The following is a 25,959-nucleotide window of genomic DNA, read 5'->3' as shown; positions in this document are numbered from 1 at the left end:
ACGCCCAACGCTGGCAGGAACAAAAAAGGCGCACCTCGGTGGCCAGGGGGTCTTCGCCACCCCGACCCCAACGCAGGCTGCGCCGGGCAGGAAAACTTTCCGGAAACCACTCGCCGCATACGGTGTATTTTATACTTTCATCCGGGTTAATCGTTGCTTTCTTTTTTGGCTTTTTCATCCCGCTCCACTCCCACTATCAGCTCCCGAAACCCCTGCCTAACCCTCCTGCCGCCCCTGGCGCCGTACAAACGGGCCGAAAAGGTCGTGACTATGGCCAAAAGGTCCCGGACCAACTCGGAATTGACGTCCTCCGGCTCTTTTTCCGCGATGACGATTATTTCTACGCCGCGGTACCTTAAATGCCGCTCGATATACTCATAACCAAACCGGGCCAGCCGGTCGGTATATTCGATGATGAGCTTCTTATACTCGCCCTGCTCGGCCAGCTTGAGCACGTTCGCTAAACCGCGGCGCTTCTGGTTCAGGCCGCTGGCCACGTCTGTGAACTCCGCCCTGATGGTAAAACCGTTTTCCCGGGCGTACTGCCGCAGCCGTTCGTTCTGCCGGTCCAGGTTGCCCGCGTCGGCCTGCTTTTTAGTAGATACCCGGACGTATAGCACGACTGTCTCTCGCCCATCAGTCAATTGACCGGATTGCAGGAGCCTGTTGAGTTCGTCCATAGAGTACCGGCGCTGGCCTCCAGGCAGACGGACGGGCTTGATTAAACCGCGCTTCTCCCAGTTGCGCAGGCTGTTTGGATGAACGCCCAATTTCTTTGCCGCTTTGCTGATGGTTAATAGTTCCATAACTTCATGGCAACTATTTTGTTATGTTTTGTCAATATTTGTTGGCCTGTTGGTAACTGCTACAAACCTCCCCGGAGAGGCCGGCCTTTTTCCCGGATGTCGGTTACATATCTGTCGCGGCCATGGCTTCTTTTAATTTCTGGTAGGTCAAATCCAGCGCTTCGGAGATGACCCGCACATCACCCAGCACAGGCATAAAGTTGGTATCTCCCCCCCAGCGCGGCACAATGTGAATGTGGAAGTGCCCGGGGACGCCGGCCCCGGCTATGCGGCCCAGGTTTACTCCTATGTTGAAACCATCCGGGTTGAAGGCCCGCCGCAAAAGAGCAGTCATCTTCTGGGTCACCAGGCCCAGTTCCAGCACTTCCTCGGGCGTAAGTTCGGTTACATCGCCCACATGACGCTTGGGCGCAATCAGCAGGTGGCCATTGTTGTAGGGGTACAGGTTTAGCAGCACGAAGACCCGCTCCCCCCGGTACAGGACATAATTTTCCGCATCCTTGTCCGATTGCAATTTGTCACAGAAAATGCATACGTCACCGTGATCCTTGCCAATATACACCGTCCGCCAGGGTGCCCAGATCCTTTCCATATTCGACCCAACAACCTCCTGTCCCATATAAAAATATTTTCATGACAAGCCCTTTTTCTGTTCAATCCTCGACATACACGCGGGGCACGCGGGCACTGACCATGCACACGGCCTCATAGTTGATCGTACCGATCCAGCTGGCCCACTCTTCCACAGGCAACCAGGCCTGCCCCTGCCGGCCAAACAGCACCACCTCCTCGCCCGGTTGCACGCCGGGCAGATGCCCCACATCAATCATGCACTGGTCCATGCACACCCGCCCGATAATACCGGCCCGGCTGCCCCGCACCAGCACCTGCCCGCGGGCAGAAAGCAGCCGGCTGTAACCGTCGGCGTAACCTACCGGCAGTGTGGCGATGATCGTGTTTCCCGAGGTGGTGTATGTACAGCCGTAGCTTACCGAAAAACCGGCCGCCACCTCTTTGACCTGTGCAATCCGGGTTTTAAAGGTCATGGCCGGTTCCAGTCGCAAGCGCTCCCGCTTGACTTCCACCGAAGGATAGAGGCCGTAAAGAATAATCCCGGGCCGTACCAGATCCAGATGGGCCTCCGGATGGTCAATAATGCCCGCACTGTTGGCACAGTGGCGCAAGGCGACCTGCAGACCTTGCTTTTGCAGCCGGTGCAAAAACTCCTGAAAGGCCTGAATTTGCTGCTCTGTATAGGTTTTATCCGCACTGTCGGCTGCGGCAAAGTGAGTGTATATCCCTTCCACTTCCAGATGCGGCAGGCGAGCAATGTCCAGCACATCGCGCAGCGCCTCCTCCCGGGCGTGCCAGAAGCCCAGCCGGCCCATACCTGTATCCACTTTTATATGTACGGTCAGCTTTTTGCCGGCCCGCGCCGCCGCCTCGTCCAGCTGACGGGCATAATCCAGGCTGAAAACAGTCTGTGTGAGGCTGTATGCCAAAAGCTCGTTAAACATTTCACCGGGCGTATAACCCAGCACCAGTATGGGCACGGTGATACCGGCCTGACGCAAATGCACCGCCTCACCGGCCCGGGCCACCGCCAACATGCTGGCTCCGTTCTGCAACAGCACCCGGCTGACCGGCACCGCCCCGTGCCCGTAAGCGTTGGCTTTCACCACCCCCATGATCCGGGTGCCGGGCTGGAGCAAAGAGCGGATTTGCTGGATGTTGCGCGCAATCGCGGCCAGATTTATTTCTGCCTGAACAGGACCAATACTCATTTCAGCACCTCAGTTTTTTGAAGATATTATGAAAAAGATATGTGAAGATATGCCATTACTTTATAAATACCGCTCAAACTTATCCCGTCACCGGCGCAGACTCTCTGATCACCTGCCAGGCCCGGGGCAGGCAGCTTAAAATGTCACCGGCCAGCATACCCTGCAGCCCTTTCTCATCCGCCGCCAGATCCCCGGCCAGGCCGTGGGCGTATACACCGGCGGCCGCCGCCTCACCCGCGGTAAGCCCCTGGGCCAGCAATCCGGCGATCACCCCGGTCAACACGTCACCACTGCCCCCGCTGGCCATACCGGGATTACCGGTAGGATTAATGTACAGGGTACCATCCGGACAGGCCACCAGGGTACGGGCTCCCTTGAGCACCAGGGTCAGGCGCCAGCGGGCTGCCGTTTCCTCGGCCAGGTAAAGGCGCCTCTCCTGCACCTGCTCTACGGTAACGCCCAGCAGGCGAGCCAGTTCCCCCGGGTGCGGCGTAATCACCAGGGGCGCTTTCATCTGGCGAAAAATAGTTGTCCGCCCCACCAGAGCATTCAGACCGTCGGCATCCAGCACTACCGGAACCTCGCACTGGAGCAGCAGTTCCCGCACCATGCCCACGGTTTCGGGATGGGTGGTCAACCCCGGACCCAGGGCCAGTACCTGACAGCGCTCCAGCTTCTTCTTAATTACCGGCCAGGCCTCGCTGCTGACAGTCTGACGCTCGGTCTGGGGCAGAGCCAGAGTCATGATTTCGGGGGCCATGGTACTGACTACCGGTTGCAGGGAAGCCGGTACAGCCAGTGTAACCAGTCCGGCCCCGGCCCGGGCGGCCGCCCGGGCACAAAGCACGGCGGCCCCGGAATAACCGGCCGCACCGGCCACCACCAGCACATGCCCGAAATCCCCCTTGTGATCAGTGGAACGGCGTACCGGCAACCAGCCGGCCACCACGGCCGCATCCAGCAGGTGCCTTTTGAGCTGCTCACTTTCCAGCAAAACAGCCGGAATAGATATGTCGGCCACCTTTAACTGGCCGCACAGACTTGCCCCCGGCTCCACCAGCAACCCCACTTTGGGCAGCGCAAAGGTCACCGTACGGGTGGCCTGAATGCAGTTGCCCCCCACCTGGCCGGTATCGGCGATTAGTCCCGAAGGTATGTCCACCGCCAGGACCGGCTTGCCGCTGGTATTGATCACGTCGAAGATCTTACCGGCACCCTCCCGAACCTGGCCCTGAAAGCCCGTACCATAGATGGCATCTATGATCAGGTCGGTTTTGACCAGAAATAGCCGTACCGCATTTAAATCTTCCTCCCGCCCGGCATAGTAAACCCGCTGTCCCATCCTCTGCCAGACGGCCAGGTTCACCGCGGCATCGCCGCTGATTTCCTCCAGTGGAGCCAGGGAAAGCACTTTTACCTCGGCCCCCAGATTGTACAGGTGCCGGGCTGCCACCAAGCCATCACCGCCGTTGTTACCTTTGCCGATAAACACCGTCACCTGCCGGCCCCGGACCTGGCCCAGCATCTCCAGAGCTTCTTGCACGATGCTGCGTCCGGCATTTTCCATCAAAACCAGGCCGGGGATACCGTATTCCTCAATGGCCTGACGGTCCAGTTCGCGCATCTCGGCAGCAGTAACCGCCCGCATCGGATCACCCCACAGCATCTCTGATACCTAAGTTATTATACCACTTGCCTGCACCACTGGAAAACTTTTTACCAAAAATGGCGCAAGCCGGGAATATAACAAATCAGGCCGTCCGCTGAGGACGGCCACCCTGCCATTTATGACCCGCACTTTTTTTCCGCCACAACCAGAGCCAGGGCCATGGTCCGGTTATGGGACAGGCTGAGATGAAAAAATGCAATACCCCGGGCGGCGGCCAGAGCAGCCGCCCGACCGGAAAGACTGAGCCAGGGCCGGCCGTCTTCCCGCCGCTCTACGGCCAGCTCCCGCCAGCTCAATCCCCGCATGCCGCTGCCCAGCGCTTTGGCGGCCGCTTCCTTGGCCGCCCAGCGCACCGCCAGGTGGGGATAGGGATCTTTTTGCCCGTAGCAATAAGCTATTTCACCCTCGGTGAACACCCGGCCCAAAAAACGCTGTCCGTACTTTAAAACCGCCTGCTTCACTCTTTCTATCTCCACTATATCCACACCGGTACCCCAAACCAAACTTGCACCGCTCCTTAATCGCTCCGGGCCACTCTCCCGCCGTACATCACGGCCATACAAGCCTGCGGCGGCTAAAAGCCCAGGATCTTGCGCAGCTTCTTGGCCTGTGCCCGGCTGACCGGCACCTCGCTGTTTTCTTTATCATCCACAACCAGGTTATATGTGCCATTAAAAAACGGCACAATTTCTTTTACTTTGTGCAGGTTGACCAGATAACAGCGATGGGTGCGAAAAAATACCGCCGGATTGAGCCTTGCTTCCAGCTCTTTCAAAGTAAACCTGGTAAAAAGTTTATCCGCATAGGTCTTGATATAAATATAATCCTGTTCCGTAAAGGCATAAAAAATGTCCGACTCGGCCACCAGAACGGTCTTACCCTGTTTCTCGGCCGGAATACGATCAATCTTGATTTGACCCATCTGTTCCCGGGCTGGAGTGGCCGGTGCGCCAGCAGCCTCCATATTTTGTCCCTCACCGGCTGCTTCCGCCGATTCCTGAGTTAGCCGCAGCACCTTATCAATAGCCTTTTTGAGCCGGCCGGTTTCCACCGGCTTCAACAAGTAATCAACCGCATTGACCTCAAAGGCCTGCACAGCATATTCATCATACGCCGTAACAAAAATGATATAGGGCTGGCGGGACAGTTCCTGTAGAGCTGTCGCCAGTTCCAGACCGGTCATGCCGGGCATGGAGATATCCAGAAATAGCACCTGGTAATCCAGAGCCTTGATCAGCGCCAGCGCTTCCTGGGCACTGGTGGCCTCCCCCACGATCTCTATATTGGGAAAATTGCTCAAAGCATAGCGCAGTTCCTGACGGGCCGGATATTCATCATCAACTATCAACGCCTTCAATTTCATGGTCTGTTTCCTCCTTCTTCCACTGCTCTTTCCGCCGGCCGGCAGATCAGGGGAACCCGGAACTTGATGGAGGTTCCCTCCCCGGGCATACTCTCAATGTGCAACCCGTATTCTTCACCGAAAAGCCCTTTCAAGCGCTCGTGCACGTTGGACATCCCCACCCCGTTACCCGAGCCGTAACCGGGACGCAAAACCAGGGGCAGTTTCTCCGGGGGTATACCCACCCCGTTATCCTTGATTTCAAACAGCATTTCTTCTTGGTTTTCCTGCAGGAAAGCCCTGATCCAGACCGTACCCTGACCCTCTTTGGGCAGAATGCCGTGCTTGATGGCGTTCTCCACCAGCGGCTGAATAGTCAACACCGGCACCTGGTAGTCCAAAAGGCTTTCATCTATTTCTTTCACAATGCGTAGCTTATCCCGAAAACGCGCTTTTTCCAAAATCAAGTAAGTATTCAGGTATTCGATTTCTTCTTTCAGCGAATTGAAGTGCCCGTGCCGCTTCAGCGAATGACGGAAAAATGCCGCCAGCCGGATCAGGAGACGGCGTGCTGTTTCCGGATTGGTGCGAATAAACATAATGATCGTGTTCAGGGTATTGAACAGGAAATGCGGGTTGATCTGGGCCTGCAAAGCATCCAGCTCGGCCTTGGTCACCAGTTGCGCCTGGCGGTCCAGCTGGGCCAGTTCCATCTGCATGCCCAGCAGTTGCGCTACTCCAATGGCCAGCTTGACAATGCTGGGCGGCACATCGCCTTCCCGGGTCTGGTACAGCTTGACCGTACCCACCACTTCCCCCTGACAACGCAGCGGTGCTATAACCGCCGATTCCAGCGGGCACCCCCGGTGGGGACAATTGAGTTCGTAACGATCATGGATTACCTTCAACTCCCCGGTCGCCACCACCTGTTTGGTCGCGTCGGTGATGATCGGACCACCGGGCAGGTGATGATCCGCCCCCGCTCCGATATAAGCCAACACCTTTTCCCGGTCGGTTATAGCCACGGCCGCCACATCGGCTATTTTCTGGATAATTTCCGCCGTATAGGTGGCTGTCTCCTGGTTCAAACCCCGCCTTAAGTAGGGCAGGGTTTCATTGGCAATCTGCAGAGTGGGATCCAGAGGATGCTCACCCAGCGTACCCAGGCGGCAGCTCTGACTTAAATAACGCACCAGCAAAACAGCGGTAATTGCCCCGGCCGACAGCATAATTAGCCCCGGCCCCCAGGTCGGCAGTCCGGGGGTTAAAGAAATAATGAAAGCCAGCAGATTTATCGGTACCCAGCGAAAGATAATTTCCAACAATGTATCCCGCGGCATGCCCGCATCACTTCCCGGTTTTCTAATTATACAAAATATTCAGATATCTAGCCAATAGGTTAAATCGTAAATATAGAGCTGTGCGGTTAAATTTTACACCCTAAGTGGCTGAATAGACAAGATAATTGAGCACATACGCCCGTTAAAATTATTTCCATTAACAAAAATTTATTTTTCAGATCAAGCCTCTAGCGGCCAAGTGATATATTGCACATTCAACCAGTCAACTGTATAATATAAATTAAATATTTCACAAGGGGGGCGTAAATATGGCCGCCATAATCAACATCGATGAATACCGCTTTACCTGCCGCCTGGTGGATGCCCGGCGCCAAATGCTACTCCTGGTGGGCAGCAAAAGAGAGGTACAAAAACGCCGCTCCCAGCTGATCGCCTGCGGCTATGATCCCCACCACCTGCAGGTGATTTGCCTGAACCGGGAAAACAGGCAGAAGTTTTTACAAACCGGCGATTACGCCGCTTTGCTCACCCTGGAAAGCTGGCAGTAAGGCGAAAAATTATTTTCCCTCCCATATGCCGGGAAACAATCCGGGCGCGGCTTTCCAAATATGCCAGGTGGGCCAGCGTCTCGGCCATAGCAAAACGCTGTTCGTGATAGTTCAAACCGGTGCCAAACAGCGACTGGCAAATCTGATAGGCGGTTTTTTCTTCTTTGCCCAGTATATGACATATCTGCTGCAATCTTTGTTGGTGATGGTTAAGCAGTTCATCCACCCGCCGGGCACAATCGCTAAAAACTGGCCCGTGAGCAGGCAGCACAATTTTTACCGGCAGACAGCCCACAATTTCCAGCGAGCGCAGAAAGTGCTCCAGGGGATTGGGCTGGGAAGTAGGCCACAGGCTGATATTGGAAGAGATTTTGGGCAGCAGGTGGTCACCCGAAAACAGAACCCCTTCCTGTTCACAAAAATAGCAAACATGGCCATCGGAATGACCCGGGGTATGGAGCAGACGAAAGGTTTTTCCCGCCAGACTCAGCTTTTCTTCACCGGATAAAAAGTCACACCGGGGATAAGGCTGAACCCGCGGGGCCATTTTCAACATATCCTGCAACAACTCGTCCGCCAGCTCCTCCGGCATACCGTGTTCTTTGAACATGTCTCCCACCAGCGGGTAATTGGTCCGCCCCCTCTTCCAGACCTCCTCAATAGAGCGTTTCTCCGCACTGTGCACATAAACCGGCGCCCCACTCTGTTCCTGCAACCATCCGGCCAGACCAAAATGATCGGGATGGTGATGTGTGAGGAAGATGCGCTTGATGTCGGTAAACTTACCGCCCAGTTCCCGCAGCGCCGCCTCCCAGGCCTCCCTCGCCTCCGGATAGTTCAGACCGCAATCGATAATATCCCATCCGCTACCGGCAGCCAGAACGAAGCAATTAACATGGTTTAGCCGAAAGGGTAGCGGCAGCTGAATCAGATATATATCCCTGGCCACCTGCATTATAGACATCGGCTTTTCCTCGCTTTCCTTCCCGCTATAGCAATACTACCGTTTCTCCAGCCTTTACCCGGTTATTATACCACAAACAAATGTCATTTTCAGTAAATGTTTTAATTTTTCAATTGTTTGAACAATAAAAACAACAGGAGGGCGCCCCCTCCTGCCTGAACCCAAACCATTTTCCCCCTGTCACCACAACCCGGAAGACCTGGCGAGAATGCCTGCATCCACTGACACATGCCCAGTACACTCATCCCCCGAGCAACTTGCCCATCTCATACAGCACATCCAGACGCCTGACCACACCCACCACCTGTCCGTTTTTCTGTACCGGCAATAAATCGGTCTTGCGGCGCAAAAAACTGTAAACAGCTTTGGCCAGCGAATCACCCGGTTTCAGTCCTTCCCTGAGCGGCTGCATGACATCGCCCACCTGTTTCCCCGCCGCTTCCAGACAGCGGTGGGCGAAAATACCCTCCAAAAAGTCCGGCTCACACCAGTTTGTAACATTCCATCCCCTGTACCAGTCGTTTTTCAGACCGGGGGGATCAGCAGCGGCCAACAACTGCTCCGCTCCCACCAGACCAACCAGTTTCTTGTGATCAAATACCAGCAGATAGGGCATGGCTTCACCCTGACTGGCCAGATTGTGACACAATAGGTATACCGCATCACCAATGGTGGTACGGGCGGAAACAGCAGATAAAGTTTCCAGCGGGCGCATAATTTCCCCCACGGTTTTCTCCCGGTACTGCGAGACACTGACTGTACCGGTATTTAACATACCTGATCACTCCCCTGCCTAAGCTTTCGTTCTGTTTCCAGCCTCATTATGCATATTTTGTGCCAAATACCGGCCAGTTCATCAAAAAGAAATGAAATGTATATTATTCTTGTCAACACCGGCCTCCCGTGCTATAATATCAACTAATAGTTAATGTTTTCACATTCACAATAACATGCAGCCAACAACCTTTCCATCAGCAAAATTCAATTGGTCAGACAGATTCCGGATGTTCTTTTGATTGATTTCAGTCACCCAAATATATTACCGGTCGATCTAAATTCCTGTACCGCAATATGCCAGTTGCGATTGTTCATTATTGCACAACTAAAAAATCTCTGTTGGGCTCCCGTTGAATCTCACACCATCTCATTGCATGTTTTTATACAATTTATCGCCCCGAGGTGATCATTATGCTACTCACCGCACTGCTGGGTCTGAGTGCAGGCCTGCTAACCGCTTCAATTAACAATGCTGTATCCGTCATGCTGGTACCCCTGCTGATCAGCCTGCAGTTCAGCCCGGCTACTGCTGTCGCCCTGGCCTGTATTTATCACTTTACCCACACCCTGACCGGACACATCACCGCCCCTACCAAACCACCGGCCATGCGCCGGGTGGCACTGGTAACCGGCATTATTGCCCTGCCGGCCATCTGCGCCGGCCAGTATGTGCTGGATTTTTTAAACCAGGCCCCGCACGGCACGGCGATCTTTCTCACACTGTACAGCACCGGCATTGCCGCATTCCTGGCCAGCAATTTCCGGCAACTGCTGTTTTATTACCGGCACGGTTACTACCAGGATAACCCCCTGCCGCCGGTGGGACTTTTCTGGCCACGGCTCCCCCTGGCCGCTCCCGGAGCCGTCGGACTGCATTACATTACCGTCGGCCGGGTGGCGCTGGCGGCTCTATTCCTGGGACTGCTGACCGGCTTCAGCGGCACCGGACCGGGCCTGCTGGGGCTGGCGACAGGCATGTACCTGCTGGGCCTGCCGGCAAATTTATCCCGTCACACCGAAAATCTGGCCGGCATATTCATCTATGGAGCCGTACTCCTGCTAACCATGGCCCGGGGTGGCCTGAGCGAACTGCCGGCACTGCTGGTTTTGCTGGCATCGTCGGCCCTGGGAAGACAGCTCGGCGGCATCTGGAGTGAAAGGTACCCGCTGCAGCACAAACAGGCCGTTGAAATTTGCTTCGTAATCATTACCGGCGGAGCCATATTGCTGTCCCGGTTCCCCGCTACCGCCCCCGTACTGCCCGGTCAACTGCCTCTCTATGCCGCTGCTACCTGCACCATACTGCTCATGTTCGGCGGCAGCCTGCTCGCACCCAAAAGTCCCAACCGGATCAATCCGCCGGCAGTTACAGGCCAAACGGTGGCCGGTTCCACCGGTCTAATGGACCCCTAACCGGGAAAGTTTTTGATGGGTCACCGCAATAAACTCGGCCAGCCGGGCTGCCGCCGCTTCCACTTCACCTCTGTGCACCATACTAAAAGGAAGCACCACTTTCAGCCGGTATTTGCCCGTGGATTCCACCTTGGGCAATTCCCTTTCCAGTTCCTGCCCCAGAATCTGCTCCATTTCGGCTTTGCTTTCCAGCAGGGGCAGGAACACCTGCTTTTTATATCCATCCATTACCAGATCGAAAACTAAAATCTCCTGGCCGGCATGCGGCCCCTTGCGCGGTCGGGTGCGCCCGATCCGGTAATAAATATCCTTGTTTCCAAAAACCTTGATGCACTTCCAGGACTCGCTGATCCCCAGGCTCTGGCCGGGCAGGTCGTAATTTATATTAATCGACTGTCTGGCCAGCTTTTCTTTAACCACGGCCAGCACCATGTCGACAAAATCCCCATAGGCCAGCTGCGGCCACTCCTGATGCGCCTCTTCATCCGCCCCTCCTCTGAGCCACTCCTCAAAACGATCCAATATTTTTCTGGTATCTCCGGGCAGATCGTTTTTTTGTTGACGTAAAAATACTTTTTTTTGTTTGGAGAACATTTCCAGCAATTCCTTTTGCACAACCATCCCTCCCGGACAGAGTTTTTTATCATATTGTGCAATATTTCTCTTCTATACCCAATCCACTGTATGTTATAATACAGACAATTAAGGACGTGGTCATGATGACCGCTGATTGATAGAGTGATAACTTTCTCATTTTGCCTGCAAGCAAGCGGATGCATTTTTCATACCACTGCTCGCCGGGCCTCCCGCCCGGCCATCCTGAACCGGCAGGCCGGAGCGCACAACAAACACACACACTTACTGTCTGTTATTATACAGCAAACACCGGTCCTTTGTCCAAGACTGATATTTTCCGAAAAATTATTGTGTTATATTGCACACCCATAGGCCGGGAGGTGATTATTCTGGGCAGGAGTTTGCGCACACAATTTTTGTTGATACTGGCCACTCTGCTGCTGATACCTGTCCTGGTCATGCTTTATGACATTTTTTTTGCTTCCAAAAGTGATGAAATAATGTTGCGCGACCGGGAAACCAGGCTGCGTTCACTGATTATGACCATTGTGGTTCCTGGCATCCAGGAGCGTTTGCAAAAACAGCATTCGGCCAGTGATGATTGGGCTAGTATCAACTCTTCCGATAGCAAAGTCTTCCAACAGGCATTTGAAGAGGTTGTTGGTCCCCTGATACCCAGCTTCCCGGGCGTGCGCATCGGGCTTTATCTGCCCGAAAGCGACCAGATATTTGTCCAGGGTTTTTTGCATCAGTACCGCAAACTCTCCCCGGAAGAAAGCCGGGAGCGCGAAAAAAGGATTATGGAGGAAGCCAAAACCGGCCTGCTGGCCGTAGTGGCCAGCCAGCGCCCCCTGGCCCGCCTGACCAGCAGCTTGAACGACGAAACCTATGAATATCTGGCCCCCGTCTTTTTCAACAACAAACTGGTAGCCGTAGCCTGGGCCGATGAGCGCCTGCACCCCATTTTCGCCCAGAGTCGCAGCTTCCGTCTGCTGACCAGGTATATCTCGCTGAGCATTTTCTTCCTGGCCGCCCTGGGTGCCCTCATTTTCGTCCATAACCTGACAGCCGGAGTGAGCAGAATAAAAGAAGGGCTCATGCTCATGAAAACAGATTTAAATAAACTGCTCCCCGAAATGCCGGGTGAAGCCGGCGAGATTGCCCGGGCCATCAATGCCATGGCTATCTCCCTGGCCCAGAAGGAACAGCTGGAAGAAGAACTGCGCCGCTCAGAAAGACTGGCTTCCCTGGGCAGACTGGTCACCGGCGTGGCCCACGAACTGCGCAATCCCATTGGCGTGGTCAAGGCTACCGTACAGGTAATGGAAACCGAATTTAAAAACCAGCCCGAAATCCAGGAGTTCACGTCTGTAATCAAGGAACAGGTGGACCGGCAAAACCGGGTCATCCAGGAACTGCTGGACTTCGGCCGTCCCCACACCCCGGTTGTACAGCCGCTGTGCATCAATGATATCCTGCGGCGGGTGTTGACCTTCACCTCTCCCATGCTCAGGCAGCACAACATCGAACTGGTCACCGAACTGGCGGAAAACATGCCCAACCTCAGCGCCGATCCGGAAAGAATGAAACAGGTTTTTGTTAACATGATCCTTAACGCCATCCAGGCCATGCCCCGGGGCGGCAAATTGCTGATCCAGTCCGGACTGGACGGGGAGCAAGCTTTCATTTCCTTCACGGACAGCGGCGAAGGAATCGCACCGGAAAACCTGGCTCACATTTTCGAGCCATTCTACACTACCAAATCCCAGGGCACCGGCCTGGGACTGTCCATCAGCCACCAGATTGTTACCTCACACGGCGGCAGAATCCAGGTTGTAAGCAGACCGGGCGAAGGCAGTACATTTACCATTATCCTGCCGCTTTCGGGTATGCCCGAGGAGAAGGAAGGTGCTTACATTTGATTGCCAAGATCCTGATTATTGATGACGAAGAGCATATGTGCTGGGCGCTGGAAAGAGCCATGCGTCAGGAAGGCTACCAGGCCATCAGTACCACCCGGGGAGCCAGGGGCCTGGAACTGATCAAGGAGCACGCTCCCACCCTGGTTATTCTGGATCTAAAAATGCCCGAAATGGACGGGCTGGAAGTATTGAAAAAAGTCCGCGAGTTAAGCCCCCGCCTGCCGGTGGTCATGCTCACGGCCCACGGCAGCATTGAAACTGCCATTGAAGCCATGAAACTGGGAGCTTCCGATTATCTGACCAAACCCTTCGATCTGGATGAGCTCAAGCTGGTGATCAAACAAAACCTGCAGGTTTCCCAACTGGCCAGCGAGGTGGATTTTTTACGCTCCGAGCTGCAAAAAAAATACAGCCAGCTCATCGGACAGAGCCCGGCCATGCAAGAGGTAATCAAGCTGATCGACCGGGTGGCCCAGAGCAACGCCACCGTACTGATCACCGGCGAAAGCGGTACCGGAAAAGAGGTAGCAGCCGTAACCATTCACCAGCACAGCCCGCGCCGCGATGGCCCGTTTGTACCGGTAAATTGTGCGGCCATTCCCGATAATCTGCTGGAAAGCGAACTCTTTGGCCATGAGAAAGGAGCTTTTACCGGTGCCCTGCACCGCAAACCGGGCCGTTTTGAACTGGCTCACAACGGTACACTGTTTCTGGACGAAATTGCCGAAATGCCCTTGAATATGCAGGCCAAACTACTGCGGGTGCTCCAGGAAAAAGCTTTTGAAAGGGTGGGCGGTACCGAAACCCTGAAGGTGGATGTGCGAGTTATTGCTGCCACCAATCGCAACTTGAAGGATACGATGGAAAAGGGGCAATTTCGCGAGGACCTTTACTACCGGCTCAATGTAATCCAAATAAACATGCCTGCTTTGCGCGACCGGAAAGAAGATATCCCTCTGCTGGCCAACCATTTTTTGCATAAATTTGCCCCCAGCGGAAAAATCAGCCGCATCTCGCCCGCTGCCATGCAGCTGTTGACCAGGTACCACTGGCCGGGAAACATCCGGGAATTGCAAAATGTCATAGAACGGGCGGTAATTATCTGCCAGGGCCAGGAAATCACCCCGGCTGACCTGCCCAAAGAGCTGCTGGTCACCTCGGAGCAGGCTACCCGACAAAATTTGATCACCATTCCGGACGGCGGCATATCGTTGGAGGAACTGGAAAAAGAACTGATCATTAAAGCCCTGGAAAAGAGCGGCGGCAACCAGACCAGGGCCGCCCAGCTGCTGGGCATCACCCGTTCCGCGCTGCTGTACCGCAGCCAGAAACACGGCATCAGTTTGAGCTGAACAACACGGCCAGACCCGTCGGCAGGTCTGGCCCCCAATGCTTATTTATTCAACATATTTAGAATTGACTTATTTCTATTTTTTTGATAAAAATATTTATCCGGCAGCAGGATTTATGTATTTTTATCAGAATATTTTAATAATGTCGGAATATAAAAACTTGGGGTTCGGTGGTGTCTATGAAAATTATCAACACGGCAACTGAAAACATTATTATTGATGGACCGGTCACAGCCGATTTCATTCGCAGCCTGATCATGCACGAAAAACTGAGCAACTTTCGTTCCCCGGCCCGGCAGCAGGAAGCCCTGACCATAGTGGCCCAGTCCCCGGAAGGGCTTGTCTATATTGCCCACAATAACCGGTATATTGTTGGCTATACCCTCTTTCACCACCCCAGCCAGTACACCCGGTGGAGCAGACACCCCCGCATTCTGGAACTGGGGGCCATTGAAGTGGCCCGCGATTACCAAAAGTTGGGCATTGCCAAAGCACTGCTGGAAACTGCCTTTGAAAATCCGCTGCTGGAAGAGTATGTCGTAATCACCACCGAATTTTTCTGGCACTGGGACCTGCGAGGCAGCCGGCTGGATGTCTGGAGTTACCAGAAAATGCTGACCAAACTGTTCGGCTATGCCGGCTTTAAAAAACGCCGCACCGATGATCCGGAAATACTGGAACATCCAGCCAACATGCTCATGGTGCGCTTCGGCAGCAAGGTCCCCTACCAGTACATCAAGGCATTTGAAGACCTGACATATCAGAACTCGCTGGTTGACTGACGTGGCTTCAGCCGGCCGGTAGCTACCCGGCCGGCTTTCCCTGTGAACAAGTTTTTTGTTTACTGAAAAAACCAAGCACCCCCAGTATACTGAGGGTGCCTTCATAGACCAGGCAGACTTATTATCTCTCTCTTTGAGTTACTCATTCAGTCATCTCCACCAGTTTACGCAGATTATCCACGATATCAATGATATCCATGAGCTCCATTTGGTCGCTGTACTTTTCCAGAATAAGCGTAATTTTTTCCGCCGCTTGAGCAACCGCCGGTGCCATATGTGTCCCCTCCTTTGTTTTGTTCTGCACCTGCCTGCTTTATCCGACCTGCTTGCTTTCTTGCTTGTATTGTAAAATAATAAACAGACGGCCACAATAGCTGATCTCTTAAATGTCGAATAATTCTGGCAGATGGCAGAGAGAGGACAGCTCCGGTCGGAATAATCCATTTGTGTGACTTGTGAAAAATTAGACATCTTATTTGACCATTCAGTTTAATTAGTGATTTTCGCAACAAGAAAAACAAAGTATATGTATAGACCAGCAGAAAAACAAAGCGGCCTGCACATTACAGCCGCCGTATCTCACCATTCGCTTGACCAGATACCGTTCCGCCCACCACCAGCTGCTTGATAAAAATAGTCGGCTGGGCATCGCTCACCGGCACACCTTGCCCGTCCTTACCGCATGTACCAATGGTAAAGCCCAGGTCGGCTCCCACCATCTCCACCTGTTGCAAAACCTCCGGTCCATTGCCTGTCAGTGTAGCTCCCCGCACCAGCGGACCCACCTGACCGTCTACAATCAAATAACCCTCCGCCACATCAAAAACAAAATCACCCGTTGTGGTGTTCACCTGCCCGCCCCCCATCTTTTTCACCAGCAGACCCTGCCTGGCTTCCCGAATAATTTTCTCGGGATTCTCCCGGCCCGGAGCTATATATGTGTTGGCCATGCGGGGAATAGGTTTATGCTGGTACGACTCCCGCCGGCCGTGTCCGTTGCTGCGCCTCTTCTCCTGCCGGGCGGTTAGGCGATCGTAAAGGAAATCCTGCAGCACACCGTCTTTAATTAATACCACTTTCTCCGCCGGTACAGCCTCATCATCAAAAACATACGATCCGTAATGCACATCCAGCGTAGCGTCGTCCAGCACCGTCACTGCAGCGGCGGCAACTTTTTGGCCCACCTTTCCGGCATAGACCGATAATCCTTTTTGCACCAAATCGGCTTCCAGCCCGTGGCCGCAGGCTTCATGCACCATAGTACCCCCGGCTTCACCGGCCATAACCACCGGCATGCGCCCAGCGGGTGCCGGACGGGCACCGAGCATCTTCACCGCCCGCTCGGCCGCCGTACGGGCCAGCACATCGGCCACATCACCTTCCACCAGTTCGAATCCCCCAACATTGCCCAGAGCCTCGTAACCGGTCTGCAGCACACCATTATCCATAGCCACCGCCTGAACAATCAGGCGGGTACGAATCCGTTCGTCGGTTACAAAATCTCCATCACTGTTGGCCATCACCACCTGCTGCACCACATCACCATAGCCCACCTGCACCTGCTTGATTTTTTCCCTGTCCACCTGCCGGGCCGCCCGGTCGGCCGCCTGCACCACTGTAACCTTTTGCTCTGTGGAGACCTGATCGGGCCGTCTTTTGATAGCAAAAGCCCGGTCAACTTGCTTACGCCGCAAGTCCATACAGTTTTCCCAGCGCTCGCCCTGCGCGGCGTGACTGGCAATGCGGGCTACCTCCAGCAGACTGTCCCGGGACAGATCATTGGTAAAAGCATACGAGGTAGCTTCACCCGACAGTACCCGCACTCCGGCACCGCACTCCACCCCGGTAATCACCCGTTCAATCCGACCATCTTCACAGCTAATCGAGGTTACCGCTTTGTTCTCCACAAATATGTCGGCAAAATCACCACCAGCCGACAGGGCCAGATCCAGCACTTCTTTCAGCAATTGCCTGTCCAGCACTCTATCAACTCCCACAAAAAATTTATACCATATATTTACATTATAGATTGTTTTTTCATATGATAATACAGGCCACTCACTATCTCTTCCTCTCTTTTCGCGCTGGGCAAAAGCCCGGCATTTTTTATTTACATCATCTGCTTTAGTTTTCCTGCCTGAGCCGGGAGATAATCCCCGTTCCCGGCTGCCGGGGAAAGAATTTTTAGGACCCTGGATAAAAATATTATTGACTTGCCCGTCGAGATTTTGTATACTTATCATTGCCGGTGCGGCAAGCAAGAGAAAATGTGGAGCTGTGGTGTAGTGGTCTAACATGCCGGCCTGTCACGCCGGAGATCGCGGGTTCGACTCCCGTCAGCTCCGCCATATTAATGCCACGGTAGCTCAGTTGGTAGAGCAGCGGACTGAAAATCCGCGTGTCGCTGGTTCGATTCCGGCCCGTGGCACCAGTTTATCTGCGGAAGTGGCTCAGTGGTAGAGCATCGCCTTGCCAAGGCGAGGGTCGCGGGTTCGAATCCCGTCTTCCGCTCCATTTTATCCGGCGACATAGCCAAGTGGTAAGGCAGAGGACTGCAAATCCTCCATTCCCCGGTTCAAATCCGGGTGTCGCCTCCAGTAAAGAGCCAGCATCTTTCGGTTGAAGATGCTGGCTCTTTTGTGCTTTCGGAACTACACCTAATATTTCCGGTTCTTTTGAAAATCCATAATACCAATCTACTGCCCCGGCTTGAATTTTTGAAGCAGTTTTTTGGGCGTCACGGTTTCCCGGTGGAAACAAACAAAATTGGTATCAATACCCGCCAGATATTTGGCTATCTTCTTCAGATCCGCCATGGGATAGCGCTGCATCATGGTCACGGTCTCCATATGTGGTGAACCGCCGCCGTGGATGCCGGCCACCTGCATGACGCCGGCCATGTCGCCCACAATCATGTGCTCCAGCAGGCGATAGCAGCGGTGCACATCCTCCACCGCCACACCGGCCACGCGCTGGATGTATTTATGCAGAAGGCTACCATTTTCCTCACTGAAAAAGTCCTCTTCAAAGGGCAGGGTGGCGCACAGGCCGCCGGCCAGGTCAGCCAGGATCTCATATTCGTGGTAGACATTCTGTCCGGCATGGCGCCGGCCCACATTGGTAAAAATTTCATCGGGTACCTGAGTACCCGAGGCAAATTTCTCCGAGTACTCGGCACTGGCAATACCCGCAGCATAAACCAATTCAGCCGTACCAATGATATGGGAGATTTTTTCCTGCACATGGGGCAGCTTTTCAATGCCGTTGTACTCGGTAACCAGGGCAGCGGCGCTGGCGATAATATCCGAAATGGCCGGCTTGCAACCCGTGTAGGAATGGCGGTGGAAATGGGCGAACATGAGGGCCAAAAATCCGGCAAATATATGCTCGCCTTTCATAAAGACCCGCTCTTTGGGTACAAAGACATCGTCAAAAATGGTAAAGGACTCGGCATCCCCGAACTGGAAGATGGGCGCCTCCAGGTGCTCCCTCTTTCTGGGGTGGGCCGGGCGGATTACCAGCTTCACCCCCGGCCAGTCGGCCGGAACGGCAAAGGCTACGGCATAAGCGGTGTCCTGGGGGGTCATGGCCCGGGTGGGCAGGACGATGATCTCGTCCACATAGGGAGCGGCAGTATTGTGCGCTTTGGCTCCCCGGACCACTATGCCGTCCTCCCGCTCTTCCACAATGCGCAGGTAAAGATCCGGATCAGGTTGCTGGTGGGGACGCTTACTGCGGTCACCCTTTACATCGGTCTGGGCGCAACACCCCACCAGGTCGTTGCTCTGGAAATATTTCAGGTAGTCCAGAAAGCGCCGGTGATAAGCTGTACCCAGTATGTCATCCATTTCCTTTGTCACCACAGAAAGGGCGTTGAGAGCATCAATGCCCATGCAGCGCTGAATACAGCCGCCCACCCGCTGGCAGAGCAGGCGGGTCATTTTTTGTTTCTTGAGCAAATCCTCCTTGCTCTGGTGAATGTGACAGAACCGGTTGATTTTGCCCACTCCCAGATGGGATTCCACCACGCACAGTTCCTGCCACTCGGGCCGGGATGCCAGTTCAAAGGTTTCTTTAATGATGTTGATCCCGCCCCGCAGCCGCTCGTCCGTGCGGTCAATCGCCCGACCATTGAGATAAACATTGGGCATCATTTTAGCCAGGCGCTCCATGTAATCTTTACCACTAACCAGAGCCATTGTTTTCCCTCCTGATGCTGGTATTCTGCTTGACGTCAAAACTAACTTTACTCACCAAAAACCTTTCCCGCCACCGCCGGATCGTGACCGGGGATAACCCTTTCCCGTCCACCGGCCTGCGCCACCGCCTTCCAGCAACTGGCATACCAGTCACTCAAGTCTATATGCACGGCCGGAGGCAAAAAGGGCAAATCGGGACGGGGCAGTACAGCTATTTCGTTCCCCCTCAGGTCTTTAAATGACGACAAGGACGGATCCAGGTTGTAATAGCTGTAGAGCAAATCTCCGGCCAGGACAAACCTGCCTTGTCCGGTGTCCACCGCCACACCCTGCATGCCCTGGGTATGCCCCGGTAATAATAAAACCTTCACTCCCGGTGCTATTTCGCAGTCCCCATTAACCAGCACCAGATTCATCCGTTCCAGCGTCGCAAACAGTTCACGCTCGTACACCGCCCGGGCAATGGGCACCGGATTGTGCGCCGTCCGCCATTCCTTTTCCTGCACCACAATTCGCGCCCGCCGGAACAGCGGCAACATAGCACAATGGTCAAAGTGCAAATGGGTGAGAATTAAAAAATCAACTTCTTCGGGCTGCACCCCCACTTGGGCCAGAGCCTGGCGCAGCCCCTGTTCTCCGCCGCCCATGATGGGGAAACCGTGCACCGTCCCACTGCTGTCGGGAGCGTTGACTCCAGCATCCACCAGTATTTTCTTATCTCCACCCTCCAGGTAAAAAACAAACACGGGCGCCACCAGCAGCTTTTGCATATCGCCAAACATGGCCACCACACCCAGCGGGGCCATTATTTCCGCTACCTGCAATGATATAATCCGGTACATTGCACACCTCCTACTCCTGCCGGGCTGTTTCCTGCACCTGCCGCCAGTTGACCTTACCGGTGGCAGTGCGGGGCAGGCTATCCACGAACACAACCTGGCGCGGATATTTATATGGCGCCATGCGCTCTTTACACCAGTTAATCAGTTCCTCCGGAGCTATTTTACCCCCGTATCCTTCCCGCAGCACCACATAAGCCCGCACTTCCTCCACCCGCACCGGGTGCGCCACCCCCACCACACAGGCTTCCAGAACGGCCGGGTGCTGATAAAGATGGCTTTCCACCTCGGCCGGCCAGACTTTGTAGCCGGCGGCATTGATCATGCGCTTGGTGCGGTCCACAATATAAAAGTACCCCTCCTCGTCCATACGGGCGATATCACCGGTGCGGAAAAACTTTTTCCCATTCAGCTCAATAAAGGAAGCACTGGTTTCCTGCGGCCTCTTCCAGTAGCCCAAAAATACTTCGGGTCCGCTGATCACCAACTCGCCGGCCATACCCGGAGGCAGTTCCGCACCGCTTTCCACATCCACAATGCGGGCATCCACATTGAAGTCGGGAATACCGATACACTGCAGCTTGGGCCGGTCGGGCGGGTTGAAATGGGTCTGGGAAATTGTTTCCGTCATACCGTACCCTTCCACATACCTTAGCCCGGTGAGCTCTTCCCAGCGTCTGCCCACTGCTTCGGGTAGCGGCGCCCCGCCCCCACCCACCAGCACCAGGGAACTTAAATCCCGCCCACTCAGATCCGGAATGGTTAAAAAATCAATCAACATGGTGGTAATGTTCACCCAGTGCGTGCAGCGGTATTTTTCTATGGCCTCCAATGCCGCCCGTTTGTCCCAGCGGGTGAGCAAGACAACCGTCGCGCCGGCATACAGAGGAGCCAGCATGCTGTGCACCAGACCGGTGACATGAAAGAGGGGCAGGGTGGCCAGATGCACACTGGAAACCGTATTGGTCAGCCAATAGTAAGAACTGATCAAATTGGCCATGACGGTCTGATGGGTGTGCATACAACCCTTGGGCACACCGGTTGAACCCGAAGTGTAAGGCAAAAAGCAGAACTGCTCCGGCGTTACCTGCACCGCAGGTGGTGATTGATTCTCCTGCAGTACATCCCTCCAGGTAAGAACACCGCTCTCCAACCCGGAGGCACCCAGCACAGTATCGGGCAGAGGTAGGGTAGGCTTCTTCAACAGATAATCTTGGTATGTGCCTGTAACAACAAAGCGCAATCCGGTCTGCTCCGCCACAGCAGCCACCCGCGGATAGAGATCGCTGGTAGTAATCAGACCCGTAGCCTCACTATCCTGCAGCAAGAACAGCAACTCATGCCCGGTGAGCATGGGGTTGATCGGCACCACCACTCCCCCGGCCCGCAACACACCGTAAAAAGCCACCACATAGTGCGGTGTGTTCTGCATATAAAGAGCCACCCTGTCACCCTGCTGCAGACCGCGCGCCGCCAGGGCTCCGGCCAGCTGGTAAACCTGCTCCAGCATTTGCCGGTAGCTAAGCGGACAGCCATAATAATTGATGGCCGTTTTGTCGGGGTAAAACTCGGCCGCTACTTCCAGCAGGCGGTGGAGCGGCACCCGGGGATAGGAAAGCGTTCTGGGCAGACGGGCCGGCCAGAAGCTTTCATAAGGTACTGTCATATAAATCACCCCTTCCCTTTGCTTTTGGCATTCCCAAAACCGCAAAAACCGTTCCAGAACCCCTGAAAACCCCGGGCTCCCGTTTTTCTTTTATTTGAGCAGCTGGAAAACCAACACCACCAACAGGTTTTTGTTTGAGACTCAAAACACTTTGGTCAAACAGGCAACATCAAGGGTAGCCAGTTTAGCAAGGATAAACATAAAACCCTTAACTTTTCTAAAGAAAGCGCCCATTCTAAAGTACACCCTATAATTAAAAGAGCTACCGTATGGAACGGTAGCTCCCTGGAACAGGTTGTTTCTTCAATAAAACATCCATCAATAATTTGAAAATTATATTTTATACTTTCTCAATTTTCTAATTACAGTAGCTGGAGCCAGCCCCAGCGCTCTGGCGGTTCCCCGAATGCTGCCATACTGCCGCATGGCTTTCTGAAACAGTTCCTTCTCAAACTGCTCCTGCAACTTTTTAAAATCGCCCACCACATCTCCAGCGGTGGGGCCAGTCCAATCGGCCGGCGGCGGGAGAACATCCAACAACTCCTGCACATCATCCGGGCCGATTATTTCTCCTGCCGCCAGCACATAAACCCTTTCTACCGTATTCTGCAATTCCCGCACATTACCCGGCCAGGCGTATGTCTCTAAAAGCGGCCGCACCTGAGGATCAAAGGCCTTTTCCCGACCATACTTCAGCCCAACCTGACGGATGAAATGTCCGGCCAAAAGCCAGATGTCCTCCCGCCGTTCCCGCAGGGCGGGCAAGTTCAGAGTGACACCAGCCAGGCGGTAATACAGGTCGGAGCGGAATAACCCTTTGTTGATTAATTCGGACAAATTCTGATTGGTGGCACAGATCAGACGCACCTGCACATGCCGGGGGCGACTGCCGCCCACCCGGTAGAACTCGCCGTCCTGCAAAAAACGTAACAGCTTGGCCTGCATGCGCACCGGGATTTCGGCTATTTCATCCAGGAACAGGGTACCGCCGTGGGCTACTTCCACCAGCCCTGCTTTGCCCCGTTTGCTGGCACCGGTAAATGCCCCCGGCTCGTAACCAAAAAGCTCGGCTTCCAGCAGATTTTCCTGCACAGCGGCACAGTTTACCGGCACAAAAGGCCCGTCCGCCACCAGGCTGCAAGCGTGGATGAACCTGGCCAGCACATCCTTGCCCGTACCCGACTCGCCGCAGATGATCACCGGCAGGCTGGAAGCCGCCACCCGCCGGGCCAGTTCCAGCACTTTGCCCATGGCGGGGCTGGACGCCACCAGTACGGGCAGGCCCTGGCCGGCACTCCAGATGCACTCCATTGCCCCGTCCGGCCGGGAAACCGCCCCGCTTTCCAAACTGGCTGGCCAGCTATTGCTGCGCACATTGGTTACCACATACTTAATGCGCCCTATTTCATCATACAGCGGGTTGCCGGTAGCCAGCACAATGCGACCGGTTTTGATGCGCTGCAGCAGGGTTACCGCCTGACGGCGGCGCAGTACCTCCAGAGTTACCGAAGGCGAAACCACCCCTTCCTGAACCAGCTCTTCCATGGGCCGCCCCAGGGCCTCCCGCACGTCCTGAACGGATGTCCCGGTAATGCGCCGGTAGCCCTCATTCAAGTTCAGCAGCACCCCACTTTGGTCACACAATACCAGGCCATCATAGGAACCGTGAAAAATGCTGGAATAGGCATTATCCATCCCCGCCACCCCTGCTCTGGGCACCCCCGCCCGGTATCATTAATAATTAAATGATAGATCATCCACCGGGTACTGTAAATATGCTCAATTCTCCTCTTTCAGCAAACGGCGCAACACCTTGCCCGTGCCGGTAGCCGGCAAGGCATCCCGGAATTCCACCTGCCGGGGGTATTTATATGCGGCCATGCTGTTTTTGGCCCACTCTATAACTTCCTCCGGTTTAATTTGTCCTTGGTAATTTTCTTTCAAAACCACAAAGGCCTTGACACTTTCCCCGCGTACCGGATCGGGCACCCCCACCACCGCTACCTGCTGGATGGCCGGATGCTTCAGCAGCAGCATTTCCACCTCCTCCGGGAAAACACTGTAACCGGAACACTTAATCATTTCCTTCAGCCGCCCGAGAAAATGCAGATAGCCTTCCTCGTCCAGCATACCGATATCACCAGTGTATACCCATCCCTCACGCAAAGTGGATGCTGTGGCCTCCGGTTTGTTCCAGTAACCTTTGAACACACCCGGATTGCGGATAACAATTTCGCCCTGCCGGCCGGGCGGTAAATCTTCCCCGGTTTCTGGATCAACAATGCGCACCTCGGTAGCATAAGTAGGGATACCAAAAGTTCCATAGCGTACCCTGTGTCGGGGCATGAATGTATCTCCGGTGTGCGTTTCGCTCAAACCGTAAGCAGCTTCTAACAGTAGACAGCCTCCCGTCAACTGGCTCCAGCGCCCCGCTATTTCCTGGTTCAGCGGCACCCCAAAACTGGTACAGGGGTTAAGGCGCAGGGAGGTTAAATCTCTTTTTTCTACGCCCGGATAACCCATTATGGCCAAATTCATGGGCACAATACTGTACCAGGTGGTGCAGCGGTACTGTTCTATGGCAGCAATTACTGCCGTGGGATCGAAACGGGTGAGCAAGCAAGTGGTCAGAGCCCCATAAACCGGTATATTCACTCCCATGAGCATGCCGGCAATATGAAATACCGGCATGACCGCCAAAGCAACGTCATCCTGCTGAAAATTGTTGGCATGATAGGTAGCCGCTGTCTTAAAAAGGGCATTGCCATACGTAAGCATGGCCCCTTTGGGCAAGCCCGTAGTGCCAGATGTGTACACCATCAGGGCAATATCTTCCCACAAATCAATGGTTACACCAGGCGCAACGGCAGGATGAGTATTGATCACTTCCCAGAGGTCGAAAGCATCGGGGATTTTACTCATATTGGCGGTCAGTTCGGCCGGCAGTGGGACGGTGGGCGAGGAGGGCAGAAAGTCCCTGTAATTGGATACCAGCACTATTTCCAGACCGCTGCTGCGCCGCACCGCCTCTACTACGGGATACAACTCGGCAGTGGTCACCAGCACTCTGGCCCCGGCATCGTTAATTTCGTAAGCCAGCTCATGCTGCTTGAACATGGGACTGGCCGGAACCACCACAGCCCCCAGTTTTTGCACACCGTAGTGAGCAATAATATACTGGGGGCAATTCTGCATGTACAAAACAACCCGATCGCCTTTAACCACTCCCTGGTCAGCTAAAAAACCGGCCAGTGAATCAGTGAACTGGTCCAACTGACGCCAGGTGTACACGCGCCCATAGTAAATATAGGCCGGCGCATCGGGCTGTTCGACCGCATTGACGCGCAGGTACTCGTGCAGCGGCTTTTCACCCAGACGATAACCTAGTTTCCAGGGTAAATTGTCCGGCCAATTCTTCAACCATATCTTTTCCATGCCCAGAAAGCCCTCCAGTCTATTTTTAATATTTTGACTATTTCAATATTGCAAAAAATATTCCTAAATCTTGCAATAAATAATCCTTACAGATTTTTCAACGATATGGTAGTAAGAACCGGCATTACAATTAACTTTGTAAACAATACGTTTCTATTCTAAAACATACAGTTGTTTGCTCGTATAAACCTGTGGCCATCCCCTCCTTCACACCGGAGAGCATCCAGAAAATCAAGGGCGTCCTGGGCGAGAATCCGCCCGTCATATTAAAAAACCCCCTGGACTCGGCGGGACTGGGTTTTGCAGCCATAACACAGGCCGTCCAAATGCTCCGGCAGATCAAAGGCAGCCTCCTCCTGGAGGGTTACCGGGGAAAACCGCCCGGAAATGTGCAGGCCCTGACCGGCATCATCACCAGGCTGTCTAATCTGGTGCAATCAACTGATGAAATAGTCGAGATGGATTTAAATCCGGTGGTAGCTTATCCCGATAGCGCGCTGGTACTGGATGCCCGGATCGTCTTGCGGCCGGATTGTAGATCGTAAAATAGAATTGACCCCCGCTAGTCAAGTAAAACTGACCCA

At 54.2% G+C, this 25,959-nt stretch carries 23 protein-coding genes and 4 tRNA genes; 10 read left to right on the top strand and 17 right to left on the bottom strand.

Features of this window, described 5'->3' with window-relative positions; genetic code table 11:
• Nucleotides 1–146 precede the first annotated feature (146 nt).
• The 7 genes from ACUVTU_RS10625 to ACUVTU_RS10595 all read right to left on the bottom strand — a co-directional run bounded on the left by ACUVTU_RS10625 (nucleotide 147) and on the right by ACUVTU_RS10595 (nucleotide 6,941).
• Nucleotides 147–806, bottom strand: a complete 660-nt coding sequence (locus tag ACUVTU_RS10625) for an IS607 family transposase (protein ID WP_445889940.1) — start codon at nucleotides 804–806, stop codon at nucleotides 147–149.
• Between the two features lie 103 nt (nucleotides 807–909).
• Nucleotides 910–1,398: an HIT family protein gene (locus ACUVTU_RS10620; protein ID WP_445889939.1), complete on the bottom strand. Its 489-nt coding sequence runs from the start codon at nucleotides 1,396–1,398 to the stop codon at nucleotides 910–912.
• A 61-nt stretch (nucleotides 1,399–1,459) separates the two neighbouring features.
• Complete coding sequence (alr, locus tag ACUVTU_RS10615; protein WP_445889938.1) at nucleotides 1,460–2,590, bottom strand: alanine racemase; 1,131 nt, start codon at nucleotides 2,588–2,590, stop codon at nucleotides 1,460–1,462.
• A 79-nt stretch (nucleotides 2,591–2,669) separates the two neighbouring features.
• Nucleotides 2,670–4,238 (bottom strand): NAD(P)H-hydrate dehydratase, encoded by a 1,569-nt coding sequence (locus ACUVTU_RS10610; RefSeq protein ID WP_445889937.1) that lies wholly within the window; start codon nucleotides 4,236–4,238, stop codon nucleotides 2,670–2,672.
• A 137-nt stretch (nucleotides 4,239–4,375) separates the two neighbouring features.
• Nucleotides 4,376–4,762, bottom strand: coding sequence for a holo-ACP synthase (locus ACUVTU_RS10605; protein WP_445889936.1), 387 nt, complete (start codon nucleotides 4,760–4,762; stop codon nucleotides 4,376–4,378).
• 71 nt (nucleotides 4,763–4,833) lie between these two features.
• Nucleotides 4,834–5,622 (bottom strand): LytR/AlgR family response regulator transcription factor, encoded by a 789-nt coding sequence (locus tag ACUVTU_RS10600; protein ID WP_445889935.1) that lies wholly within the window; start codon nucleotides 5,620–5,622, stop codon nucleotides 4,834–4,836.
• Nucleotides 5,619–6,941: a histidine kinase gene (locus tag ACUVTU_RS10595; protein WP_445889934.1), complete on the bottom strand. Its 1,323-nt coding sequence runs from the start codon at nucleotides 6,939–6,941 to the stop codon at nucleotides 5,619–5,621. The genes ACUVTU_RS10600 and ACUVTU_RS10595 overlap by 4 nt, the downstream gene beginning before the upstream one ends.
• 269 nt (nucleotides 6,942–7,210) lie before the next feature.
• On the opposite strand from ACUVTU_RS10595, the gene ACUVTU_RS10590 reads away from it, so the two are divergent.
• The gene (locus ACUVTU_RS10590; protein WP_445889933.1) at nucleotides 7,211–7,450 is read left to right on the top strand and encodes a hypothetical protein; all 240 of its coding nucleotides are present in this window, start codon (nucleotides 7,211–7,213) and stop codon (nucleotides 7,448–7,450) included.
• On the opposite strand, the gene ACUVTU_RS10585 is transcribed toward ACUVTU_RS10590, so the two are convergent.
• Together ACUVTU_RS10585 and ACUVTU_RS10580 are read right to left on the bottom strand one after the other, a co-directional pair.
• Nucleotides 7,428–8,414 carry an MBL fold metallo-hydrolase gene (locus tag ACUVTU_RS10585; protein ID WP_445889932.1) on the bottom strand — a complete coding sequence of 329 codons (987 nt, stop codon included), beginning with the start codon at nucleotides 8,412–8,414 and terminating at the stop codon, nucleotides 7,428–7,430. The two genes, ACUVTU_RS10590 and ACUVTU_RS10585, sit on opposite strands and share 23 nt — an antisense overlap.
• A gap of 241 nt (nucleotides 8,415–8,655) precedes the next feature.
• A complete protein-coding gene (locus tag ACUVTU_RS10580; RefSeq protein ID WP_445889931.1) occupies nucleotides 8,656–9,189 on the bottom strand; it encodes a CBS domain-containing protein in 534 nt (177 codons plus the stop codon).
• A 413-nt stretch (nucleotides 9,190–9,602) separates the two neighbouring features.
• Between ACUVTU_RS10580 and ACUVTU_RS10575 the strand changes: the two genes are divergently transcribed.
• On the top strand, nucleotides 9,603–10,604 hold the full coding sequence (locus ACUVTU_RS10575; RefSeq protein ID WP_445889930.1) for a TSUP family transporter: 1,002 nt from the start codon (nucleotides 9,603–9,605) through the stop codon (nucleotides 10,602–10,604).
• Here ACUVTU_RS10575 and ACUVTU_RS10570 read toward each other — a convergent pair.
• Nucleotides 10,590–11,225, bottom strand: coding sequence for a hypothetical protein (locus ACUVTU_RS10570; RefSeq protein ID WP_445889929.1), 636 nt, complete (start codon nucleotides 11,223–11,225; stop codon nucleotides 10,590–10,592). The genes ACUVTU_RS10575 and ACUVTU_RS10570 overlap by 15 nt on opposite strands.
• A 356-nt stretch (nucleotides 11,226–11,581) precedes the next feature.
• Here ACUVTU_RS10570 and ACUVTU_RS10565 point away from each other — a divergent pair, with 356 nt between their 5' ends.
• From ACUVTU_RS10565 to ACUVTU_RS10555, 3 genes are all read left to right on the top strand, one after another.
• Nucleotides 11,582–13,102 carry an ATP-binding protein gene (locus ACUVTU_RS10565; RefSeq protein ID WP_445889928.1) on the top strand — a complete coding sequence of 507 codons (1,521 nt, stop codon included), beginning with the start codon at nucleotides 11,582–11,584 and terminating at the stop codon, nucleotides 13,100–13,102.
• Entirely contained in the window at nucleotides 13,099–14,454 is a 1,356-nt protein-coding gene (locus tag ACUVTU_RS10560) for a sigma-54-dependent transcriptional regulator (RefSeq protein ID WP_445889927.1), read from the top strand. Before ACUVTU_RS10565 ends, ACUVTU_RS10560 begins: the two co-directional genes overlap by 4 nt.
• A 179-nt stretch (nucleotides 14,455–14,633) precedes the next feature.
• A complete protein-coding gene (locus ACUVTU_RS10555; protein ID WP_445889926.1) occupies nucleotides 14,634–15,236 on the top strand; it encodes a GNAT family N-acetyltransferase in 603 nt (200 codons plus the stop codon).
• A gap of 142 nt (nucleotides 15,237–15,378) precedes the next feature.
• Here ACUVTU_RS10555 and ACUVTU_RS10550 read toward each other — a convergent pair whose 3' ends face one another.
• Both ACUVTU_RS10550 and ACUVTU_RS10545 read right to left on the bottom strand, forming a co-directional pair.
• The gene (locus ACUVTU_RS10550) at nucleotides 15,379–15,510 is read right to left on the bottom strand and encodes a hypothetical protein (protein WP_018084606.1); all 132 of its coding nucleotides are present in this window, start codon (nucleotides 15,508–15,510) and stop codon (nucleotides 15,379–15,381) included.
• 289 nt (nucleotides 15,511–15,799) lie between these two features.
• Complete coding sequence (locus tag ACUVTU_RS10545; protein ID WP_445889925.1) at nucleotides 15,800–17,218, bottom strand: TldD/PmbA family protein; 1,419 nt, start codon at nucleotides 17,216–17,218, stop codon at nucleotides 15,800–15,802.
• A gap of 289 nt (nucleotides 17,219–17,507) precedes the next feature.
• Here ACUVTU_RS10545 and ACUVTU_RS10540 point away from each other — a divergent pair.
• The 4 genes from ACUVTU_RS10540 to ACUVTU_RS10525 all read left to right on the top strand — a co-directional run bounded on the left by ACUVTU_RS10540 (nucleotide 17,508) and on the right by ACUVTU_RS10525 (nucleotide 17,833).
• A tRNA-Asp gene (locus ACUVTU_RS10540) sits at nucleotides 17,508–17,584 on the top strand.
• Nucleotides 17,585–17,591: 7 nt separating this feature from the next.
• Nucleotides 17,592–17,667 (top strand) — tRNA-Phe (locus tag ACUVTU_RS10535).
• Nucleotides 17,668–17,675: 8 nt separating this feature from the next.
• Nucleotides 17,676–17,750: transfer RNA gene (locus tag ACUVTU_RS10530), tRNA-Gly, on the top strand.
• A gap of 8 nt (nucleotides 17,751–17,758) precedes the next feature.
• A tRNA-Cys gene (locus tag ACUVTU_RS10525) sits at nucleotides 17,759–17,833 on the top strand.
• A gap of 99 nt (nucleotides 17,834–17,932) precedes the next feature.
• Here the strand turns inward: ACUVTU_RS10525 and ACUVTU_RS10520 are convergent.
• From ACUVTU_RS10520 to ACUVTU_RS10500, 5 genes are all read right to left on the bottom strand, one after another.
• A complete protein-coding gene (locus ACUVTU_RS10520) occupies nucleotides 17,933–19,435 on the bottom strand; it encodes a 4-hydroxyphenylacetate 3-hydroxylase family protein (RefSeq protein WP_445889924.1) in 1,503 nt (500 codons plus the stop codon).
• A 47-nt stretch (nucleotides 19,436–19,482) separates the two neighbouring features.
• Complete coding sequence (locus ACUVTU_RS10515; protein WP_445889923.1) at nucleotides 19,483–20,277, bottom strand: N-acyl homoserine lactonase family protein; 795 nt, start codon at nucleotides 20,275–20,277, stop codon at nucleotides 19,483–19,485.
• A 10-nt stretch (nucleotides 20,278–20,287) separates the two neighbouring features.
• Entirely contained in the window at nucleotides 20,288–21,940 is a 1,653-nt protein-coding gene (locus ACUVTU_RS10510) for a long-chain-fatty-acid--CoA ligase (protein WP_445889922.1), read from the bottom strand.
• A gap of 333 nt (nucleotides 21,941–22,273) precedes the next feature.
• Nucleotides 22,274–23,635: a sigma-54 interaction domain-containing protein gene (locus ACUVTU_RS10505; protein ID WP_445889921.1), complete on the bottom strand. Its 1,362-nt coding sequence runs from the start codon at nucleotides 23,633–23,635 to the stop codon at nucleotides 22,274–22,276.
• Between the two features lie 84 nt (nucleotides 23,636–23,719).
• On the bottom strand, nucleotides 23,720–25,375 hold the full coding sequence (locus ACUVTU_RS10500) for an AMP-binding protein (RefSeq protein ID WP_445889920.1): 1,656 nt from the start codon (nucleotides 25,373–25,375) through the stop codon (nucleotides 23,720–23,722).
• 191 nt (nucleotides 25,376–25,566) lie between these two features.
• Between ACUVTU_RS10500 and ACUVTU_RS10495 the strand changes: the two genes are divergently transcribed.
• Nucleotides 25,567–25,920 carry an acetate--CoA ligase family protein gene (locus tag ACUVTU_RS10495; protein WP_445889919.1) on the top strand — a complete coding sequence of 118 codons (354 nt, stop codon included), beginning with the start codon at nucleotides 25,567–25,569 and terminating at the stop codon, nucleotides 25,918–25,920.
• Nucleotides 25,921–25,959 lie beyond the last annotated feature (39 nt).

Source organism: Desulfurispora sp., assembly GCF_052744395.1.
This window is presented reverse-complemented; position numbering and strand designations above follow the sequence as displayed.

What these genes read in the sequence shown, in the direction of transcription:
- ACUVTU_RS10625 (WP_445889940.1), bottom strand. Translation starts at nt 806, where the DNA reads ATGGAACTATTAACCATCAGCAAAGCGGCAAAGAAATTGGGCGTTCAT.
- ACUVTU_RS10620 (WP_445889939.1), bottom strand. Translation starts at nt 1,398, where the DNA reads ATGGAAAGGATCTGGGCACCCTGGCGGACGGTGTATATTGGCAAGGAT.
- alr (WP_445889938.1), bottom strand. Translation starts at nt 2,590, where the DNA reads ATGAGTATTGGTCCTGTTCAGGCAGAAATAAATCTGGCCGCGATTGCG.
- ACUVTU_RS10610 (WP_445889937.1), bottom strand. Translation starts at nt 4,238, where the DNA reads ATGCGGGCGGTTACTGCTGCCGAGATGCGCGAACTGGACCGTCAGGCC.
- ACUVTU_RS10600 (WP_445889935.1), bottom strand. Translation starts at nt 5,622, where the DNA reads ATGAAATTGAAGGCGTTGATAGTTGATGATGAATATCCGGCCCGTCAG.
- ACUVTU_RS10595 (WP_445889934.1), bottom strand. Translation starts at nt 6,941, where the DNA reads ATGCCGCGGGATACATTGTTGGAAATTATCTTTCGCTGGGTACCGATA.
- ACUVTU_RS10590 (WP_445889933.1), top strand. Translation starts at nt 7,211, where the DNA reads ATGGCCGCCATAATCAACATCGATGAATACCGCTTTACCTGCCGCCTG.
- ACUVTU_RS10585 (WP_445889932.1), bottom strand. Translation starts at nt 8,414, where the DNA reads ATGTCTATAATGCAGGTGGCCAGGGATATATATCTGATTCAGCTGCCG.
- ACUVTU_RS10580 (WP_445889931.1), bottom strand. Translation starts at nt 9,189, where the DNA reads ATGTTAAATACCGGTACAGTCAGTGTCTCGCAGTACCGGGAGAAAACC.
- ACUVTU_RS10575 (WP_445889930.1), top strand. Translation starts at nt 9,603, where the DNA reads ATGCTACTCACCGCACTGCTGGGTCTGAGTGCAGGCCTGCTAACCGCT.
- ACUVTU_RS10570 (WP_445889929.1), bottom strand. Translation starts at nt 11,225, where the DNA reads ATGGTTGTGCAAAAGGAATTGCTGGAAATGTTCTCCAAACAAAAAAAA.
- ACUVTU_RS10555 (WP_445889926.1), top strand. Translation starts at nt 14,634, where the DNA reads ATGAAAATTATCAACACGGCAACTGAAAACATTATTATTGATGGACCG.
- ACUVTU_RS10550 (WP_018084606.1), bottom strand. Translation starts at nt 15,510, where the DNA reads ATGGCACCGGCGGTTGCTCAAGCGGCGGAAAAAATTACGCTTATTCTG.
- ACUVTU_RS10520 (WP_445889924.1), bottom strand. Translation starts at nt 19,435, where the DNA reads ATGGCTCTGGTTAGTGGTAAAGATTACATGGAGCGCCTGGCTAAAATG.
- ACUVTU_RS10515 (WP_445889923.1), bottom strand. Translation starts at nt 20,277, where the DNA reads ATGTACCGGATTATATCATTGCAGGTAGCGGAAATAATGGCCCCGCTG.
- ACUVTU_RS10510 (WP_445889922.1), bottom strand. Translation starts at nt 21,940, where the DNA reads ATGACAGTACCTTATGAAAGCTTCTGGCCGGCCCGTCTGCCCAGAACG.
- ACUVTU_RS10505 (WP_445889921.1), bottom strand. Translation starts at nt 23,635, where the DNA reads ATGGATAATGCCTATTCCAGCATTTTTCACGGTTCCTATGATGGCCTG.
- ACUVTU_RS10500 (WP_445889920.1), bottom strand. Translation starts at nt 25,375, where the DNA reads ATGGAAAAGATATGGTTGAAGAATTGGCCGGACAATTTACCCTGGAAA.